Annotated in this window: 10 protein-coding genes; 8 read left to right on the top strand and 2 right to left on the bottom strand. The window is 54.2% G+C overall.

The genetic code is table 11. The annotated features are described in order from the left end of the window. Window positions 1-183: 183 nt before the first annotated feature. The 6 genes from NDI56_RS11290 (at window position 184) to NDI56_RS11265 (ending at window position 13,399) form a co-directional block, all read left to right on the top strand. Window positions 184-1,119, top strand: a complete 936-nt coding sequence (locus NDI56_RS11290) for a DUF5797 family protein (RefSeq protein ID WP_310919626.1) — start codon at window positions 184-186, stop codon at window positions 1,117-1,119. Window positions 1,120-1,248: 129 nt separating this feature from the next. Then, window positions 1,249-1,995 carry a hypothetical protein gene (locus NDI56_RS11285; RefSeq protein WP_310919625.1) on the top strand — a complete coding sequence of 249 codons (747 nt, stop codon included), beginning with the start codon at window positions 1,249-1,251 and terminating at the stop codon, window positions 1,993-1,995. Further along, entirely contained in the window at window positions 1,988-5,359 is a 3,372-nt protein-coding gene (locus tag NDI56_RS11280) for a coiled-coil domain-containing protein (RefSeq protein ID WP_310919624.1), read from the top strand. The genes NDI56_RS11285 and NDI56_RS11280 overlap by 8 nt, the downstream gene beginning before the upstream one ends. Beyond that, on the top strand, window positions 5,356-8,091 hold the full coding sequence (locus NDI56_RS11275) for a DEAD/DEAH box helicase (RefSeq protein ID WP_310919623.1): 2,736 nt from the start codon (window positions 5,356-5,358) through the stop codon (window positions 8,089-8,091). Before NDI56_RS11280 ends, NDI56_RS11275 begins: the two co-directional genes overlap by 4 nt. After that, the gene (locus NDI56_RS11270; protein ID WP_310919622.1) at window positions 8,088-10,193 is read left to right on the top strand and encodes a hypothetical protein; all 2,106 of its coding nucleotides are present in this window, start codon (window positions 8,088-8,090) and stop codon (window positions 10,191-10,193) included. Before NDI56_RS11275 ends, NDI56_RS11270 begins: the two co-directional genes overlap by 4 nt. After that, window positions 10,190-13,399: a PD-(D/E)XK nuclease family protein gene (locus NDI56_RS11265; protein WP_310919621.1), complete on the top strand. Its 3,210-nt coding sequence runs from the start codon at window positions 10,190-10,192 to the stop codon at window positions 13,397-13,399. The genes NDI56_RS11270 and NDI56_RS11265 overlap by 4 nt, the downstream gene beginning before the upstream one ends. Window positions 13,400-13,487: 88 nt before the next feature. Here the strand turns inward: NDI56_RS11265 and NDI56_RS11260 are convergent, their stop codons facing one another. After that, the gene (locus NDI56_RS11260; RefSeq protein ID WP_310919620.1) at window positions 13,488-14,657 is read right to left on the bottom strand and encodes a homing endonuclease associated repeat-containing protein; all 1,170 of its coding nucleotides are present in this window, start codon (window positions 14,655-14,657) and stop codon (window positions 13,488-13,490) included. 313 nt (window positions 14,658-14,970) lie between these two features. Continuing rightward, window positions 14,971-15,201 (bottom strand): HVO_A0114 family putative DNA-binding protein, encoded by a 231-nt coding sequence (locus NDI56_RS21855; RefSeq protein ID WP_470303407.1) that lies wholly within the window; start codon window positions 15,199-15,201, stop codon window positions 14,971-14,973. 90 nt (window positions 15,202-15,291) lie between these two features. Between NDI56_RS21855 and NDI56_RS11255 the strand changes: the two genes are divergently transcribed. Together NDI56_RS11255 and NDI56_RS11250 are read left to right on the top strand one after the other, a co-directional pair. Continuing rightward, window positions 15,292-15,660 (top strand): hypothetical protein, encoded by a 369-nt coding sequence (locus tag NDI56_RS11255; RefSeq protein ID WP_310919619.1) that lies wholly within the window; start codon window positions 15,292-15,294, stop codon window positions 15,658-15,660. Continuing rightward, window positions 15,647-17,320: a hypothetical protein gene (locus tag NDI56_RS11250; protein ID WP_310919618.1), complete on the top strand. Its 1,674-nt coding sequence runs from the start codon at window positions 15,647-15,649 to the stop codon at window positions 17,318-17,320. The genes NDI56_RS11255 and NDI56_RS11250 overlap by 14 nt, the downstream gene beginning before the upstream one ends. The last annotated feature ends 771 nt before the right edge of the window (window positions 17,321-18,091 follow it).

Raw genomic sequence — 18,091 nt, 5'->3', positions numbered from 1 at the left:
CTGATTTAGACTTAGCGACCGTAACACGGGTGAAGAGGCGGATTTCGGATGTCAAACCAATCTGTCTCTTCGCTTTCTACCGAGATAACGCAGTCGTAGCTGTCGCGGCTAGCGAAACTACAGTGCCACTGGTTGAAATACGAACCGCTCGAACTACTGACGAATCACTATGGTGTCCTCAGAGTGGCAGACACCAACGGTGCTGCCTACGTCTACACAATCGAGGTCCTCCCGTTCGAAACTCGATATCTCGACCCAACGCTCAGCGGGTATCTGTTAGACGCGAACGACCGATGCCCGATCTCCGCACCAGAAATCGCCACGAAATCCCGTCGTAACGCTTACGGCGACTATGTTGACCGCCTATCCGAATACTGGGGAATTCCGGGTGATGAACTCCGGGCACAATTCAGTGATATCCCTGGATTGGCGACATCGACACTTGGACCACTCCCCGTGGTGGAGGACCTCTCGAACCCTGACCGTGTCACTGAACGATTCCGAAGCATCCCAGACAGTTACCAGCGGAAACGCCATGACGTCCGCAGCGTCAAAAAGAACATCGCGTTTCACAAATCCCGGTGTCGCCGCACCCCATCACTCGGCGCGTTCCAATCGTTCGCCCTGTATTTATTCGACCTCAACGAATATGCAACCATCGAAAGCGATGCCCAGCTCCGAGAGCTTATCATTCAGGGTGGCGAAATCTTCTATCGATGCCTCTACGGTGACTTGTGGGCTGGCGGACCAACCCCGTGGGAACCATTTACCATCGCGACGACGGAAGACCTCGACACGCGTGACCGCCGGGTCGTCGACATCGTCGAACACCAACCAACGTCTAACGGGCAGTTAGCGGACCGCTGGGGCTTCGAAGACGGGAAAGCCGTCTGGACCTACCTCCAAGACGAACTCAACGGCCTGACTACCCGGAACTCTGACCAATTCATCTGTGCGACGGAATCTGCTCGCAAATACGTAGAAGGACTCGCAAACGACGGCAAAATCGAATTGAGTAAAGAACCGCCTCGTGTTCCGGGACAAGGCCGAATCAATCTCGAGGTCTCCACCCAGGAAAAGAATGATAGTGACTCTGGAGTTGACTGGTCTCGATTATGACATCTCTAACTCAAATTCACCCCACGAAATCGCCATCCCGCGTTAACCTTTATTTAGTAAGTCTACGTATAATCAGGGACCCGTGGAGTATCTAAAACTGTGACATTACAGTATGCGAGATTCTATCAATTGTACGCCGCAATCAAACTGCTCACCGAAGACGACTCATATACTAATGACTCGCTTCGGTCAGCTCTTGTCGAACGGAAGAACCTGGGTGCAAATCAACCTGACTCAGAGGAAGGCGCAGAGGACGTAATTAAGGAATTACAAAACGCCTTGCTACTCCTCGAAGACGACGACAACATCCGGCTTACCGCAGATGCCGATGTCACCCACAATTCGGAGTTGTTATACTCTGGAAAGGAAGTAAGCGAATCAATTCAGGCAGCCGATGACACGGAAGCATACGAACGAATCCTCACTAATCTCACGTACGCCCACCCAGAGCTGCTTAGCATCGCTAAAGAAGTATATCGAAATAAGCCACTCGAAAAATACGAAATCAAGCGACAACTCGCTGGACTAGATCCCTTCGGCAACAAACTCAATGACTTTACTATCGATGTCGGAATCAATCTTCTCACCGACGCGGATGTCCTCAGAAAAACTGACCGCGGATACGTGGACGGTACGTGCCCAATCACGCTCCTAGCCCACATCCTCTACGAAGAATACGAAGCTATCACCGGCAATGATAACGGTGTCACGGAACAGGAACTCTTCGAACGCTTGGAGTTGATGTATGGGGTTGAGAAATCAACCTTCGAGAAACACCTCTCACGATTAGAGAGAGCTGGGTTCGTCACCCCCAGCAGTTACGGCGAACTGACCATTGACAAAGACGCATTCACCTCTGCCCGAATCCATGAGTAAATACGACCAATTCGGCGTCGATACGAACCCCTTCGAACGAACCATTGCAGACGAAGAAACTGCAACCACCTATGATATCGTCGGCCGCGAAGACCAGGAAGCGCGTCTCGACGACTTCGTGCAAGACGCACTGCAGCACCCTGAGAATATGAGTCGGGCACTGGTCTTCGGCGATTATGGGACTGGCAAGAGCCATCATCTCATCCAATTACGGGAACGCTTGAAAAACGGCGTTAATGTCAATGGAACAACTCACCATGCCATCGGAGCATATGTTGGGAACCTCGGGTTGAGTATTCGAGCCCTATACAACGAAATAATCGAAGAAACCCTTGACTTCGCCCCGGAACTAGAAGATTTGGTAGAAGATCTCGACCCAGTCGAACCCGAATCTAGCGTTGAGGAAACCTTCGAGATGGAACAATTGATGAAAAACGTGGCGACAAACCTCCGAAAACTGTCCCAAGAAGCGACCTCAGGGCACGACTATAACAGCATCTTCATTTTCATCGACGAAGCCGAGGACATCGTCAATGCTGACGAATCAAAAGTCAAAGACTTCGTCCGATCGTTCCTCCACGTTGTCAACGAGCTCAGTGCAGCACGCATTCACATCCTCCTCGGGTTCTCACAGAAAGCAAAAACCCGAATTACGGGGTATGAGGAAGAAGACGGCCAACCCCTCGGCAATGCGCTCTTCCAACGATTCGCGCAACGTCGCCCGATTCGACTGGGGAATCTCCTCGAAGATGACGTGAAAGAATTGCTGGTCGACCGACTTGACCATCATCGCACAACAAACCAGGGCGAACTCTACCCTATCGTCGAGGACACTGTCCAGGTCGTCCAGTCGCTTACCAATGGGCACCCACGAGAGATTCTATCGATTTACGCCTCAGCACTCCAATACGCGGCTGAAGCGGATTTGGAAGCCGTCAATGGCGACGCCATCTTCTACGCAATCCGGGGCTTTGACTCGCTCGTCCGTGATGAACAGATTTTATCGACGACTGCACTCAGTGACCTCGAACAGGCGCTCCGCGAATTCGACTCAGATGCTGCGAATGACTTCGAAAATCTACGGGGCCGACTCATCGGTGAAGACGACCAGATTACACAAGAAGGGTTCACGTGTGACCCCGAAGCGTTGCTGCAACCAATTTCAGTCACAAGCGATACCGACCTCAGAGTTCTTGAACGAATCGACGAACACGGCCGATACTGTTATAAACTCCATGACGAGGTGAAGGACTTCCTCTTCGGGACATCGGGTGGTGAGGGCACACTCATCGCCGATCTCGATATCCGGGCCACTAGCGCTGAGAACAAATATCAAGCCCCGATGACTCGAGGCTTCGCAATCGCCCTCCGGGAAGCTGATTACGCCACTATATTTCCAGACCCAGTTCAGGTTGAATACGAAGATTATCAACTCGAAGCTTGGTTGGTGGAATACCAAGTTGGGGAAGGCTATCGGAAACCCACTGTCGCCGTGGCAGTCTACAATGGTCCGGAGTTACCCAAACAACTCGCGGAACTGTTCATAAATGCTATCGAAGAGAAAGGCGCATCCTTCGGAATCCTCCTCAAACAGGGCCAAAGCGAATCCGCAGAACTCAACAAATATGTCAAGAATCTCGAAGGACTGCGAGAGGACTACTACCGGAACCGCGTCCTAACAATTGACCTTACTGAAAAACAGCGGGAGGAGTATGCCTATGGGAAACTCCTCGGGCTCGGTGACTCTGATGTCGAGTTGGAAGATGACGCCTTCGACGTCCCAGACTTCGTTGATTCGCTCAGTGTGAACGAACGACTCACCGATGCGATTCAGGAGACCGTCCTTCCGTATCCCGATTCAATCGGTCGGCGTGTCGTGGAGAAGATGGAGCAAAACCCACAGAAAGATTTCACAATCACCGGGCTTAGAGACGAATTAGACCTGCAACAGTTCGAGCTCCGAAGTGAGACAATGAATGGCTACCGCGAGCAATCCCTGGTAGCAAAAAATGGCCAACATTGGATGTACCCCGATGTCGAAGATGACCGCCCGCCATGGTACCAAGTCTACGCCATCCTACAGGACAAAGGACCACTCACTCGTGATGAGCTCAAGGACGAAATCAAGGCGAGATTCGTCCTTGGATGTAACGACGGTGAAGAAGGTGAGATGCTCCAGTGGTATCTTGACCGACTCCGGATTGCGGGGTATGTCGAGCGGGAGCAAGGAAGGGCCGGGGAAGGCGTCACGTATGATGTTGTCAGCGTCGCCGATCAGGTTGATGAGACCGCCACTAAGGGGAGAGGCCGTCTCGAAGAGGCCCGAGAGAAGTACGAACGAGCACTGGAATTAAACATCCCTGAACTCAACGACTATGACAATCAACTCGATGACATCGAAACCACGATCAATGATGTCGATAGCGCGCTGAACCCGGATTCCGGGGACCTAAAACGAGTGAAAGACGCGCGGGGAAATGCCGAATCTGTCCGCGATGAACTCCAGTCACAGATTGAATCCCAGCAAGAACAACTGGAAGGCGAGGTCGAAAATCTCGCAATACGCGCCGAAGAACTTGAGGAGCGTGTCGAGGATATCGAACAGGAAGACGTCCACGTCGACGATTTCGGTGTCTGGCGAGAGGAACTCTCCTCGCTCATCGGGGAACTCCGTGAATTAGTCTCGGACGAGGCGTATTCAGACCTTGCCGACCGAGTGTCGGAAGTTGAATCGGAACTCGACGATATCGAACAGGATTTAGACGACATCGCTGGCGCGAAACAGCGATGCGTAAAAAAATATCAAGAAGCCCAGCAATTGAAACAGGATGTCGAGAGCGACATTGCGTCCATCAGCGAAGAGAATCCCCAGCACAATGAACTCAACCGGAAATTAAATGAATTTGAGGAAATCTTCGATGAGTACGACGAGCTCTACAGTGCCACGAGATACGATGATGCACTGACGTATCTCCAAGAGCAATTCTCTCCCCTCGAGGATGTTGCCGACCAGACTGAGCGAATTGCGACGAGACAGGAGCAACTCCAGACGAACCTCGATAGTATTCAGAGCGATATCAAACAGAAAGACGACCCGGAGGCACTGGAACTATTCCAGAATACCCGGGAGAATGTCAAACAAGGCCATTTCGCCGAAGCCGAGCAACAACTCCAGGTACTGCGGGACCTGTTGGAAGGCCCGACACCGGAAGAGAGGTTCAAACAGGCAGTTGAAGAAACCAACGGCTCGCTCTCAGAAATCGTCGAAATGACTGACTTCGACTGGGATGATGCTCTCTCGTGGGCCCGCCAACTGTACAACGAAGGTGACGTCAGCGATATTCGCTTGGTGAAATCAGAATGAGTCGCGCCACATCCGGGCAACGCGGCGACCTCGATGTCCTCGAGGAAGTTTGGTCGGAACTTCCGACCTCGTTCAAGCGCGAACTCGAACAGCGGCTTCTCCGGCGAATCAATGAGCGGTGCAAACGCCAGATCAATGCCGGAGACTACGATGCAACCGTCGCACTCCAGGACCTCTATGGAGATTTCGTGGATTCAATTGCTGACGACAACCGGTTCACGGATGCCGTTCCTCGAAAAGTCGGAGAGGATCATGCGAGTCGATTAGTTTTCCAGCGACTCATCGACGAACTTGAAGAACGGAACACGATCTTGTACGTGTACGACCGCCAAAGAGTCCGAAGTCGCGTCGCTGAGGTTACCCGATACTTCGCGTTGCTCCGCCAGCGGTTCGTCGGTGAAGACTACGAATTCACCCCGAGTCTAACGAAAATGGTGAAGATGGACATTCAGTCCCGCGAGAAACCGAAGTGGGGTGAGGATGGCAAACGCATCAACTCCATTGTCCGTGACATATACCAGGATGTCCGAACCTCCGATCCCGCAGCCGAGCTAGCCGATGCTTTCGACACAACCGGTGACTGGCAGGATGCGGTGGAAGAAGCGCTAACACTCGTTCGGGAACTCTGTCATGAACTGGGGATGACCGGCCTCGCGAAGTACCAAGGCCGAGCGTTCCAGCGCCTCTACCTGCAGAGTGTCACCGACGACAACGATGGGACTGCCCGCGTCATTACAGCAAGCACCGGCGGCGGGAAAACGGAGGCGTTCCTGTTCCCGCTTCTGACATATGCCCTTACCGCAGCCCAGGCGAATCTGAACGGGGCGCGAGCACTACTCGCGTACCCGCGGACGGATCTCTGTGACAACCAATTCGAACGCATTGTCCACTATCTCTACACGATTAGTGACCTCATCGAAGCCGATGACTCTACTCCGTTCAATGAACTGCCGTTTACGGTAAACCTCCAGCATAGCAGTAGCGACGATGTCGAAATCGACTGTCCGGAGTGCGGCGGTCGTATGTCTGCTGAAGACGACTTCGAGTGTTCAGAAGACTCTGACCACGTCGTCGATTACGTCTCTACAGGGAATCAATCCCAGGCGGATATCTTCATCACGACACCTGATACGCTTCACCGCCGGTTGATGGATCCGTATGGCCAGAACCAGTTCTGGAAGCGTGGTCATCCACCGAAATTCGTCGTGTTGGACGAGGTTCACGTATACACTGACCAGTACGGGATGCACGTTGCGAACTTGATGCGACGCCTGAAAGCAACGATGAGCGCCGTCGCCGACGAACAGGACCCGGTGCTGGTGGCGTCTAGTGCCACGATCTCGAACGCGGAAGATTTCACCAAACGGATTTTTGAAGCTTCAGACGCCGAGCAAATTAAGCCGTATTCGAAAGAAGACCTCGAGGAGATGGACGATAGTCGAAGCGAGGACTTGGAACCGGAACTTGAGGAGATTGGGTGGGAGTACCTCGTCTTCGTTAAATCCACGGAACCCCGAACCGTCCAAATCCCACAGGGCGATGACGTTTTCAAACCGCGTTCAGAGTGGGAGGAGTTCGACGAGACAAATGTGACAAACTTGTCAACAATGATTCAGGTTGCGTTCGCGTTCTACCACACCATCCTAAAAGAACGCCCTGAAGACGACGACGCGAAAGACAAGATTCTTGGATTCGTTGACTCGATTGACTCCGTCAAACGCCTGGGCGACTACATCCAAGACGCCGAAGGCACCGACGACAACGACGATGCCGGACTCTATTCGCTTCGGAAACCGGATGCATTCCTTCCAGATACCGAGCAGACAAATCCAGATTGCCCGAAAGAGTTATTCCGCGGGTCAGCGGCTAGCCATGAGACAGCTGTCTGTGAACCGCTGCCACCCAACCCCGAACTGAACCCTTGCCCCGTCTACGAAGCCGGGGAATGCTGGTGGACGCTACAAGACGACTTCCTCGAGTCGATGGACGTCTATCTCCACAAAAGCGGCCGCACAGAAACCCCGGATGGCACCGGAGTCAATGACGACGCGTGGGATATGATGGTGACAACAAGCGCTCTCGAAGTAGGATTTGACCATCCAAGTATTATCGGGACTTTTCAGTACCGGGCGCCGATGAACATCCCAGGATTCGTCCAGCGGAAAGGTCGTGGCGGACGTGATCCTGGTGATCAACCGATTTCAGTCGTTGTTCTCGGTACATTCCCAGAAGACTCGTTCTATTTCCATCACGAAGAATTATTGAGCAATCCAAGCGATGAATACTTGAAAATATCTCTTGACGAAGAGAACGAATTCGTCCGAACACAGCATATTGTCTCGGCAATTTTCGATTACATCAACGTCCAGCATCAGGATGTCTCTGATGAAATATATCGGCGACTTGAGATGCCGGAACTCATCAATATACTCGAAACCGACCGCGAGGAAATTGTTGCATGGCTCGACGGTGCATTTTCTTCGTCAGACCTCGACTTCCTGGAAGGGGTGCTTGACGACCTTACTGACTACATCCATCTGACTGAGATGGCACTAGCCCCCCACGAACAACTAGAGGAATCGGGGGGCTTTGAGAAGTTTTGGGAAGCCCTCCGCATTGAGTCCGGGACAAAATCGAAGCAAATTGAGCGGGAAAAAGAACAACTGCAGAAACTTCTGACCCAGTTCGAGATGCTGGAGGGGCTTGACGCCGCCGGAGGTGACACCGAATGAGTGATAGTGACAAGAGGAGCAACCAGCGAAAACTCCAGACACGAATTGAATCCATCGTCCGTTTCTACGATGATCTCGCCGAGCGGACCAGGTACGGTCCCGTTCAACCATACTGCCATATCCCGGACTTGTTCGAAATCGATCCCGAAGCTGAGCGCCCACTCACTGTCCCTGGAACGTTTATTTCTGAACAGGTTGGCGGTAACATTCCCGTCACATCCAACGGGGGCGGCCTCCTCGACTCGGAGCCACTCGACTTGATGCTGTCATACTACTTGCCAGGCGGGTACAAACGCCGGTGGGACTTCGAAATGTGGACCGGGGACTTCGATGCTTCTCAACGCGATGGTTACGTTGACATCACACCTGGCTTCGAATTCCGCGACGACTACCCACTCGAAGATATTATTGGATCCATGGATTCGGAAGGGTACACACCATTTGGATACACGCCCGACGAGGTCGGTCTCTATATCCCAGAAGAAATTTTCGTCAAAGAACCGGAATCACCGCGTTACTTCTTTGACACCGTCAATAATCACGTCCTGAATTACAAACCCGACGACGCCCTGGACGAGGACGTGATTGACCTAGGGATGAGCGACCCCACATCGAATTTTCTCTGGTTCAAACACCTCCACCGACTCGGCGGTGATATTGAAGGTTTCGACACTGAAGTTGGCGACGACCTATTTAGTCGGATTGTCTTCTCCGACGAATCTGTCTTTCTGAAGTGCTACTATGCGACGGTACTAACCCTGTATCGCCAAGACCAACGTACATTCTCGGAGGTTGTCCGGTATTTTAACGATAAGGACAATCGGGTCGGATTCGTAACCAGCGAGGAAAAAAGCCAGGTCCTCCTATTTGATACGCCCCGAGACTGGGTCGAAGACTCGGTACGGACGGTACTGGAATCGAACGAGTCACTGCAGCGGGATCTCGGCTTCGCCCAATTATATCGTGAACTATGGGATGATCTCTTCTTCAAAGATCGAGCGATACAGAACGTCTATAGTGTTGGACCAGTGTTCAAAGCGCTGCAAGCCGTAGATTACTGGCTTCGGACGGTAGATGACGGTTCTGCAACCGTATTCAAGTCGTCAGTCAAGGAGATTTGCGGTGTCCTTGATAAAGTGATCCCCGATTCCGGGCCGAGCCGCCTCCGGTTGCTAGGATACGATACAGAAGAGCGCGAAGACCTCAAAACCCTGTTCAGGGAGCATACTGAGGAACTGCGAGAAATCCTGGAGCACTGTGTAGCCCTCACAACCCAACAGGAGTTCGCCGAACAAGTGCTCGTCCACTCTCTGCAGAATGCCGTCGCCGGTTGGGCCGTTAAAGCCGGTCTCGGAGGCAGCGACTTCGAAACCTGGTACGACGCCAACTACCAGAGTAAAGATGTTGAAGCTGTCCAAATCGCTCTCTACGACTCGATACAGGGTGGCGCCGGCACCAGCAAGGAAGTGTTCAAACGACTCAAAGACGGGGAACTCGACATCCATCACCCACTCTCAAGGCAGTGTTCTTGTCACATCTCCCTGGCTGAGGATCTGGTATTGTCACTGCTTGCAGAACGGGATGCGTCTGTCCTCTATGATATTTATACCGGGGGCGATGGTGATGACGACGCGATTCGACGCGATCTCTTCGACCTCGCTGTGGATACGGCTACCGGCATCTGTCGTTCTGACCTGGCTGATGAGGAAGAAACGCTCTCTATCTTCAATCGCCGCATCGCATCACTCTACGAAACGAAAGAACTCGCTCGTTTCTATGGTGCGGTTGCCCAGGCATACCAGCGGATTGCAGACGACCTCACTCGCACGCCGACAGCGATGGACGTCGTTCTCGGGCTTGAAGAAGAGACCTTCGTCGACTCCCGGGTCCGGAACACGTACGAACGGTTCGCAAACCGGGGTTCACAACGCAGAGACCTCAGTGAACTTGCAGACCGTGTCGAAGAGATTACCAAGCAGTGTATTCGAGCTTGTCCAGACTGTCTCGAGCGGCAGGACTCGATGTATGCGTATCGCTACCAGACGCAAATGCTCGACAAGCGTTTGCTACAAACTGCTCTTCCAGAGGTGACTAACACATGATTGTCTCCCTACACGATGTTGTTCAGAACGAAGATCAATATGCAATTAAGGATTTGTCCCAACCTGCACAGGCGTTCCAAGAGAAGGAACTCACGATCCGGTGCGAAGTAACCGGAATCCCGTCGACGGGTATGACCGGCGGTGAAAAGACTCTGTACCCCGTCGATGACCCAACAGCACGACTCAGCGAGGACGTCCTACTCTCATTCTGGCACGAGGATTCAGAATGGGGCCGTCTTGAAGAAACGGACAAGGCCATTCAAAACCTCGTAGATATGGTACCCCTCCAGCGAGGTGAGGAATTACTCGTCCGGGCAATCCCTGTGTATCGCGAAGACAAGTGGTATCTAAACGTGACCTCGCTGTTCGTCCGGAACCCCGACATGACGATCGGAAAAAGCGAGATGCGGTCGGCAAACGAATGCCCACGGATCTATGACCTGCGGTACGAAAAAAACGTCTACAATCCAAAACGCTACGATATTTCGAAAGGCGCGATTAAAGGTAAAATCGCTCACCGCGCGTTGGAACGCGCGATAGAGGACCCCGAATTCGCTACGAACTTCCAGTCCGGATGGACAGACGGTGATATCGAGACATTGCTCGGCACTGTCATTGAGGAAAGTTTTTCGATGGAAATGACATTGTGCCGGCTTGCTTGGGTAAGCACTAATGACATCAAAGAATTCGCTGAGGCCGCCATTCGGAATCTGCTTACAGATCGGACATTCACCCAACTCATTCAGGGAACTGAAAACCTCGAAACTGAGCGGACTATCGCCGACGCATATGGTCTCAATGGTCGCGTCGATCTTTTGATTGATGGGCGCGCCCTCGATCTAAAAACCAACTATTTCCTCGAAGACGGGATGCAACGCCAGCATAGATTCCAACTACGATTATATATGTTCGGTTTGTTACTAGAAGCCCTTGATCAAGGAACAAGTATCGACGAAGCATTAGACGAGCTCCCGCCGGGCATGGTGATTTATCCAAGCTTGGAAACCGAGTCTGCACCCGTCTACGAGCGCGTCGAACTGGAGCATGATCACCTCATCGATATCATGGAACTCCGCAACCAGGCGGCGACGCTACGAGACTCGTTCGCGGTTCCAACCACGTACGACAGAAACTGTTCCGGGTGCTACTTCAAGGACGAGGACACGATTGGCAGCGGCGCCGGCACCGGGCAGACACTCCCCTCCGCTTGTAAATTCCATTGTCAATCGGAGCGGCGATGGGCGTGCCACGAGACGAATGCGGAGGGCGAGGTGACGACCGAGTGCCCGCTCTACCACGAGTGCGACCAGCGACTCGAATATCGGAACCCTAGTGTCACAGATCATTACAACGAACTGCGCTCGGCGCTCCAAGAGGAGAAACGCGCTCGAAAGGATGCCGGCCAAACGATGGCTCGGATGACTGACGAGGTTTTGGAACACGCAGGCATGCAACTGTCGAAACTCTCATTTGAGTCGGAGCTCTCTGCACGGCGACTAACCTATTCCGGGGATAGCAGTCGCCAGTTTGAACCTGGTACTGTTGTCCGACTTGTCCCAGCAAACGAAGATAGTCACGCCGTCGCCACCTACTGTGGCACCCAAGACGGCCACCATATCTTCGAATTTGACGGCTCACCTGCCCCTCGGTACAAACAGTCAGCGACCACGTATCAAGCGGAGCGAGCTCTAGAGTCAACATCACTGCCCCGACGCCTGCTCTCGGAACTTGACTACGCCCAACGAATCGGTCTCGACCCGCGACTCCGAGAATCCGGAGAGATATCCACACAATCCCAACGAATTGCGCCTCACGCAATCAGCGAGATTACAGACTATCTCGATAACCGGCAGGTGTTCATCGATTTACCAGCTCGAGTCAGTCGTTCAGCAAAACTCACACAACTTGTCCAAACAATCACGCAGACACGACTCAGCTCCCTTGATGGCGACCCGATTAACGAGTCCGACCAACGAGTTCTGGTACTAGGTGCTCGGCTCTCGGAATTCCAGACAATGGCTGACCATCTCATCGAGGGGAACGATGTAATCCACGTCGACGGGTTCGTCGACCGAGACAACGCCTATGGACCAGACAGCAACTCCCACCAGCTATATCAAGCAATTGACGAGTCTAATGTTCTCCTCTCGCGAGCTCAGTATGCGTTGCAGGAAGGTGTCTTCCATTCGATGACCGAGGGCGACGAGTCACACCGGTCACATTCGGACCGGTTCTTTGATGCGGTCGTCCTCCTGGGTGCGGAGACCCTAACTGAACCCGAATTCGTTTTCCTCCGGGAACTTGGGGACCGAACAGTCGCGGTCGGCGATATCAACCGAGAGGGCCCAGAAATGGTGAGCGAAGATGCCCGTGAGAAAGGGCTTGCAGAATCCTACTTCGTTAATGCCCACAAACGGTTCAGCACAATGTCCAGCGATTCGGCGACATCGATTTCTATCCAAGGAGAGGCGGCGTCGCCTGTCGCCGATTTCTTCGAGCCACTTGATACCGACTTGAACGGTGTTGGCGGATCAGCATCGTTCCATCACGTACCCGGCGAAGAAAAACGCGCTGAAAAATACATGACCATCGAGCGGCGGATTCATTCAGCCGGCGAAACCGACCAACCCCGAGACATCTTCTTAGAAGCGGTTGACCGTGGGGATGCACTTTATGTTGCCTCACAACTTGATGACTTGAACGCCATTGATGCTTCCGAGTTCCGAGTTGGCCAGACCTACACCTTCGGCGAGGCCCGCTTCCAGGTCGAAAACAATGACGTTGCGCCTAATCGCGAAACGGGGCACGTTGTCACCGTTGATATCAACCTCGCCGAAACACCGTATTTCACACGTCGACTTGTCTCCAATCCGCAAGAAGCAGAAGCCGCAGCTGAGCTGGCTGCCAATCAGGACTGCTCGATTATCGTTACGCCCTTTGAGGCACAGGCCGTTGCTATCGGTACAGAACTTAGTGAACGCGGTCTCGACATCCCAGTTGTCACCCCAGACGCCCTCGATGGCGACATCGCTGAAAACGCAATCGTGTCCCTCACCGTCGCAAACGACGAAAACATCGTTCGTCCTCCCGTGAACAACATCGAGACACTTTACACGTTACTTTCAGCCGCTGAGCACGTCACAATCCTCGGTGATGAAGAGACTCTCGCCCGAAACACGTTGACTGAACAACTCATAGACCTGTAGCCGACGAGGTTCTCAGTCGAACAAGGCAGGGGCTTGACTCTCGGAACTGATTCGCACGTTGGTGGCCTGCAAACCTATTGCCTCCTACTCATTGTGACGTTGAGACCCCCTCGCTGAGAATTCCTGCTAGCCTGAATGCGTTCATAAGTGACCCAAACTGTTGCTCATATTCCTCATGAGAGTATGGCGTTTGATCGTCGATATCTGTCTCCGACGGAAGACCGCCCAACTCCTGCGTTAGCCCGACAAGCTCAATGAGTAGTTCCCGCTCGTTCCAGTTGAGGCCTTCATCCGACCCATCTGTAGTTTGCCCTGTCTCGGACTGTCCCGGGTCCCCAACTACGGTGGGTTCTTGCTCTGGTTGCGGCGGCGCGTATCCCCCCTCCTCGGATTCGGGTTCTAACCACTCGAGTGCCTTCTCAAGTTGTTCTTGGATTACATCCTCGATTGCCGGGTTTCGATGGCATGCATATTCCATCAGGTCGAACATGGTCAACGAGAAACATTGGAAAAAACTCATTCCCAATGCACCGGTGTCATACTCGTCTGCGAACATTTCGACTTTACGCTGCGGTGTGTTTCCATCAATATTCTTCCGTCTCGATTGCACGGTTGCAGGTTCAGCGAACCGGTTCCGTACGCTTCCGTATTGCTCTTCGGTTTCGACCACGGGAAGCGGCCCGAGCGCGGTTTCGACATACCGCCGATTGAATTCAGTGAGATAGTCGAACGCGTCGTCGGGGTCGAAACCCCAGTAATCTGCAATAACGAAGGCGTAATCCTCGTCGATTTCAGTGACTTTGCCACCGGGAATTTGTCTGGTGGTGTCAAACCTGGTTAAGAGCTCATCGGTCCACCTAAGCAGCGAACAACTCAGTGTCGGATCTACCACCCGTGCAAAGTACGGGACAGACTCAAGCGAATACACAACGGCAGGCCCTCTGGTGTCTTTTGCCCGCAAGACTGCTTGGTATTCTTCGAGCAAGTCCTCGAACCTCCGGTGGCGATGCTTGTTGATGATGTGCCGCACATGTTTTTCCCGAACCCCAATCTCGTTGGCGAGTTCAGAGATTGTGTACTGGCTACTCCGAAGCTTATCGAATATTACTGTAGCAAGCGGCTTATCGAGAACTCGAATAGGTGCTCCGTATTCAGGGATCTTATTTATTGGCGACTGATTAAGAATCACCCGCCGGTCAGCCACTAGGCTTTGCTGATCTTCCTGAGGGAGTTCGTAGAACTCCTCGCTTGCTACCATCTATCTAGTAGCTAAAGATAGAACATCTTGTAGTTTGTGTGGATTATAGTGATTGTTGTTACTCTCTGTCTCCCCGTCCTCGGTAGTTTTATCCGCCCTCGATAGGTGCGGGTAGCTTCAATAGGCCTCGCAGTCGGTCCGATGGATCTGTCTAAATAAACGCTCGAATAGACTAATTCAGAATAGGCTAATTGAGAATTGGCTATTCCCGTCAATCAGTGGGATGGCTCTGGCCTGTCGGCTGGTTTGACATCGTCTGATAAAACGTTGTGAGTAAACGAGAGTAGATGGGTGGATCGAGCACAAATATGTCTCAGTGGCTAGAATAGCGGGCGGCAGTAGCCCGGGCTCCGGTATCGTGCGCAAGCGGCATTACGACGAGTTCGTCGTAGGTGAATACCGGCTTCTTTGCCCGCCCGGCTGCCTCGAAGCGGATGACGCCCAGCACTTCGAGTGTCGTCAGTCCTTCGTGAACGCTCTTCTTGTCACGGCCGACCAGTCGTGCTGTCTCGCGAATGCTCTCGGGTTCATGATCTCTGATCACATACAAGCTAGAACGTATCGCTCAGTGGTCGTGGAAGTCGATCATGCGACTGTCCCACAGGATTTAGTGGGATTACTGTGACCCTTCGCTATGGCGGAAGATCAGTACTGGGTCGTCGCGGAATTAGCAGAGGATGGCAATCCGGAGGCGGTACTCGACGCAGGACTCGACACCGAATGGGCGCAAGGTGGGCAACAGGTCGACGATTCGGTAGTCTTGTTCGGGGAGTACTACACCGCACCAGTGTCGGAACTCCGTACAGTGAGCCGTCATATCGACCGACTCGTCTGGGTCGCATCGCATGAGGGTGGTGAAGGTGCCACCGTCAGCGAATACTACGACCAGTTCGACGAGTCGGCGGACCAGACCGACGAACTACACACGACTCCTGGCCGCTGGTGGTACGGGGAACATTTCGACTACTACCGGATGCGCTACGGGATCCATGCCGCCGTCTGACTCTACCGGCCTCGCAGACCTGGCTCGCCGACTCGACGGGGCCGACCCGGATGAACGGGCCGCAATCGCGATACAAATCCAGGAGGTGCTGCTTGATGACGTCAACACGTGGGGGAACCTTCCACCAGCCCTCCTCACACAGTCTTTGGCCATGCTCGGCGACGACGATCCCACCGTCAGGAGCGTCGGTGCGGTTATCGCCAGTCACGTCGGCGTCTATGGCGAAAGGTACTATGCGGACCAGAATATCACCGATCGGGCCGAATTTGCGGCAGCAGCCTTCGACGCGCTCGACGATGAGTCCCCGGTCGTCCGCCAGGCAGCGGCAGATACTCACCGACTCGGGGACATTATAGAGGAGGCGCTCGATGATACCGAGTTCCGACCACTGCCGTCGGAACACATCGCCGCGACGTTGGTTGAGCGGTTACACGACCCCGATCCTGCGGTCCGACGACGAATCGGGAAGATATTTTTCGAACACGGAGCGGCCCTGCTCGGCGCTCATCCCGACCCTGGGACCGCCGTCGAAAGCCTTGTCGAGACGTTCGGGGATCCGGTGAACGGATACTGCACTTACACCCGCCCAGTCGCGTCGGCCCGTCACGCGGCGCTCATGACGCTTGAGCAGGGATTCGACGAGTACGACGCGGTACTCCTGGCTGGTCATGGCACTGCGATCGCGGCACGCCTTCACGACGAGCGCCGCAGGGTCCGTACGTGGGCGGCTCGCCTGCTGGATACGCTCGTATCGGCGGGTGTTGTCCCTGTCGGGGACATCGCGGACGATGTCATCACTGCGGCCCAGCGTGACGATCCCAGAGCGATGGGCCGACGATTCCCGCGTCTCGCACTGCGGGTGGCGCTGGTCGAACAAGACGCGGTCGGCCCTGTGTACGAACACCTCCGGCAAAGATTCACGGTCACGAACACGAGGACCGACCGATGGCGGAGCGACGACCCGTATCTGATCGGGCTCTCGCGGCTCGTCCGTGTTGCCGACCACTCGTTTGACCCGCCCGGTGAGACCTTGGCCGCCGTGATCGCCCAAGATACGGCGGCAACCGACGGGAACGACCCGCTCGCGCTCCTCGCACCAGACCACCCGGAATTCGTCGCTGACCAGCTCCGCCAGGGTTATCGGCTACTCGTCGAGGGTGAACTCGACTACAGCTCGCGGTTTTACCGCAACCTCGTGGTCGACGTGGCCGACCGGAACCCAGCTGCCATCGAAGGTGTCCCGGAAATTCTCGCGGAGAACCTGCTAAGAAGTGATGTCCGGAAGACGATGTCCGCACTCGTCGACGCCCATCCGAACCTCGGGGCCCACGTCGTTCCCGATGCCTACGCCCGTGCCGAATGGGAGCCGCCCCTTCGCTACCAGCACTCGCAATTAATCGAGGAGACGGCTGAGCACTGGGAAACTGTTCCGGACGGCTTGACCGAGACACTGGTCGAGACTGTCGGGACTAACCGATCGGAGAAACGACGCCGGTTCGCAATTCGGGCTCTCGTCGCACTCGACGAGGAGGGGCTGTCCGTCCTCCCTGAGCGGTTCAGCCCTTTCGTCGACCTCTACAACCAGGGCGCGTTCGATGACGACGGTGATCCGGTCGACCCGCTGGAGACGGACGCTGCGGAGAGCGCCGGCCTTCGCTGAGAGTTCCTTCGAGGGCGATGAGGGTGTTGAACGACGTACCGATGCGCTCCATCGCTACCCCGACATCGTTCCTTCCAGAAATTGGTACAGTTCTAAACCCTCTTCAGAGGCCACAGACGCTCATTGTATAGCTAGCTGACGACCCAGCACGTTCTGGAGTATCCCCGGCAGGGCCCATCCAGAATCTGCGAGGAGCGGAGGCGACGACCGAAAGCTGCCGCACGAGGATTTGAACCCTGGCAAACGAGCACAGCGAGTCTGCAGTCGGTTCACAATCTAGCAGGACCCATTAACACCAAACCAACATCTGGGCTGTTAGACCGCTCCTCACCCTGTTCAAAATAAATAACCCATGTCTATGGCCGCAGGCTCGATCTCCGAACCACACGTTCTCGCCTACGCGAAGCGGCGGCTGTTCCCCGGGGACGACTAGTCCGACACCCAGTTCGAAAGATCCTCGCGCCGTTCAACCACGCCCGCGTCGACAGCGACTGTTCTAACCTCGTTGGCTCCGAGCTCTTACATCCGAACTCCTCGCGGTCGAACAGCTTGGCCACGACCCGCCGCTGGTCGCCGTCGAAGCCAAGGACATTACCGAGTACGGAGGTGTCGACACGCAGAGGGTATCCTCTAGACGTACGACGGGCTGAACGAGGCCAGGTGGCCTACATCGCAGTTCCGCGCGGTGCGATTGCCGAGATCGACCGAACACTGTCCGGGGAACTTAATCTCCGTTGTCATATATCTCGAAGCGATAGATACCCCGGCGGA

This window comes from Halomicroarcula saliterrae, from assembly GCF_031624395.1.
In the GTDB taxonomy this organism is placed as follows: Archaea; Halobacteriota; Halobacteria; order Halobacteriales; family Haloarculaceae; genus Haloarcula; species Haloarcula saliterrae.
This window is presented reverse-complemented; position numbering and strand designations above follow the sequence as displayed.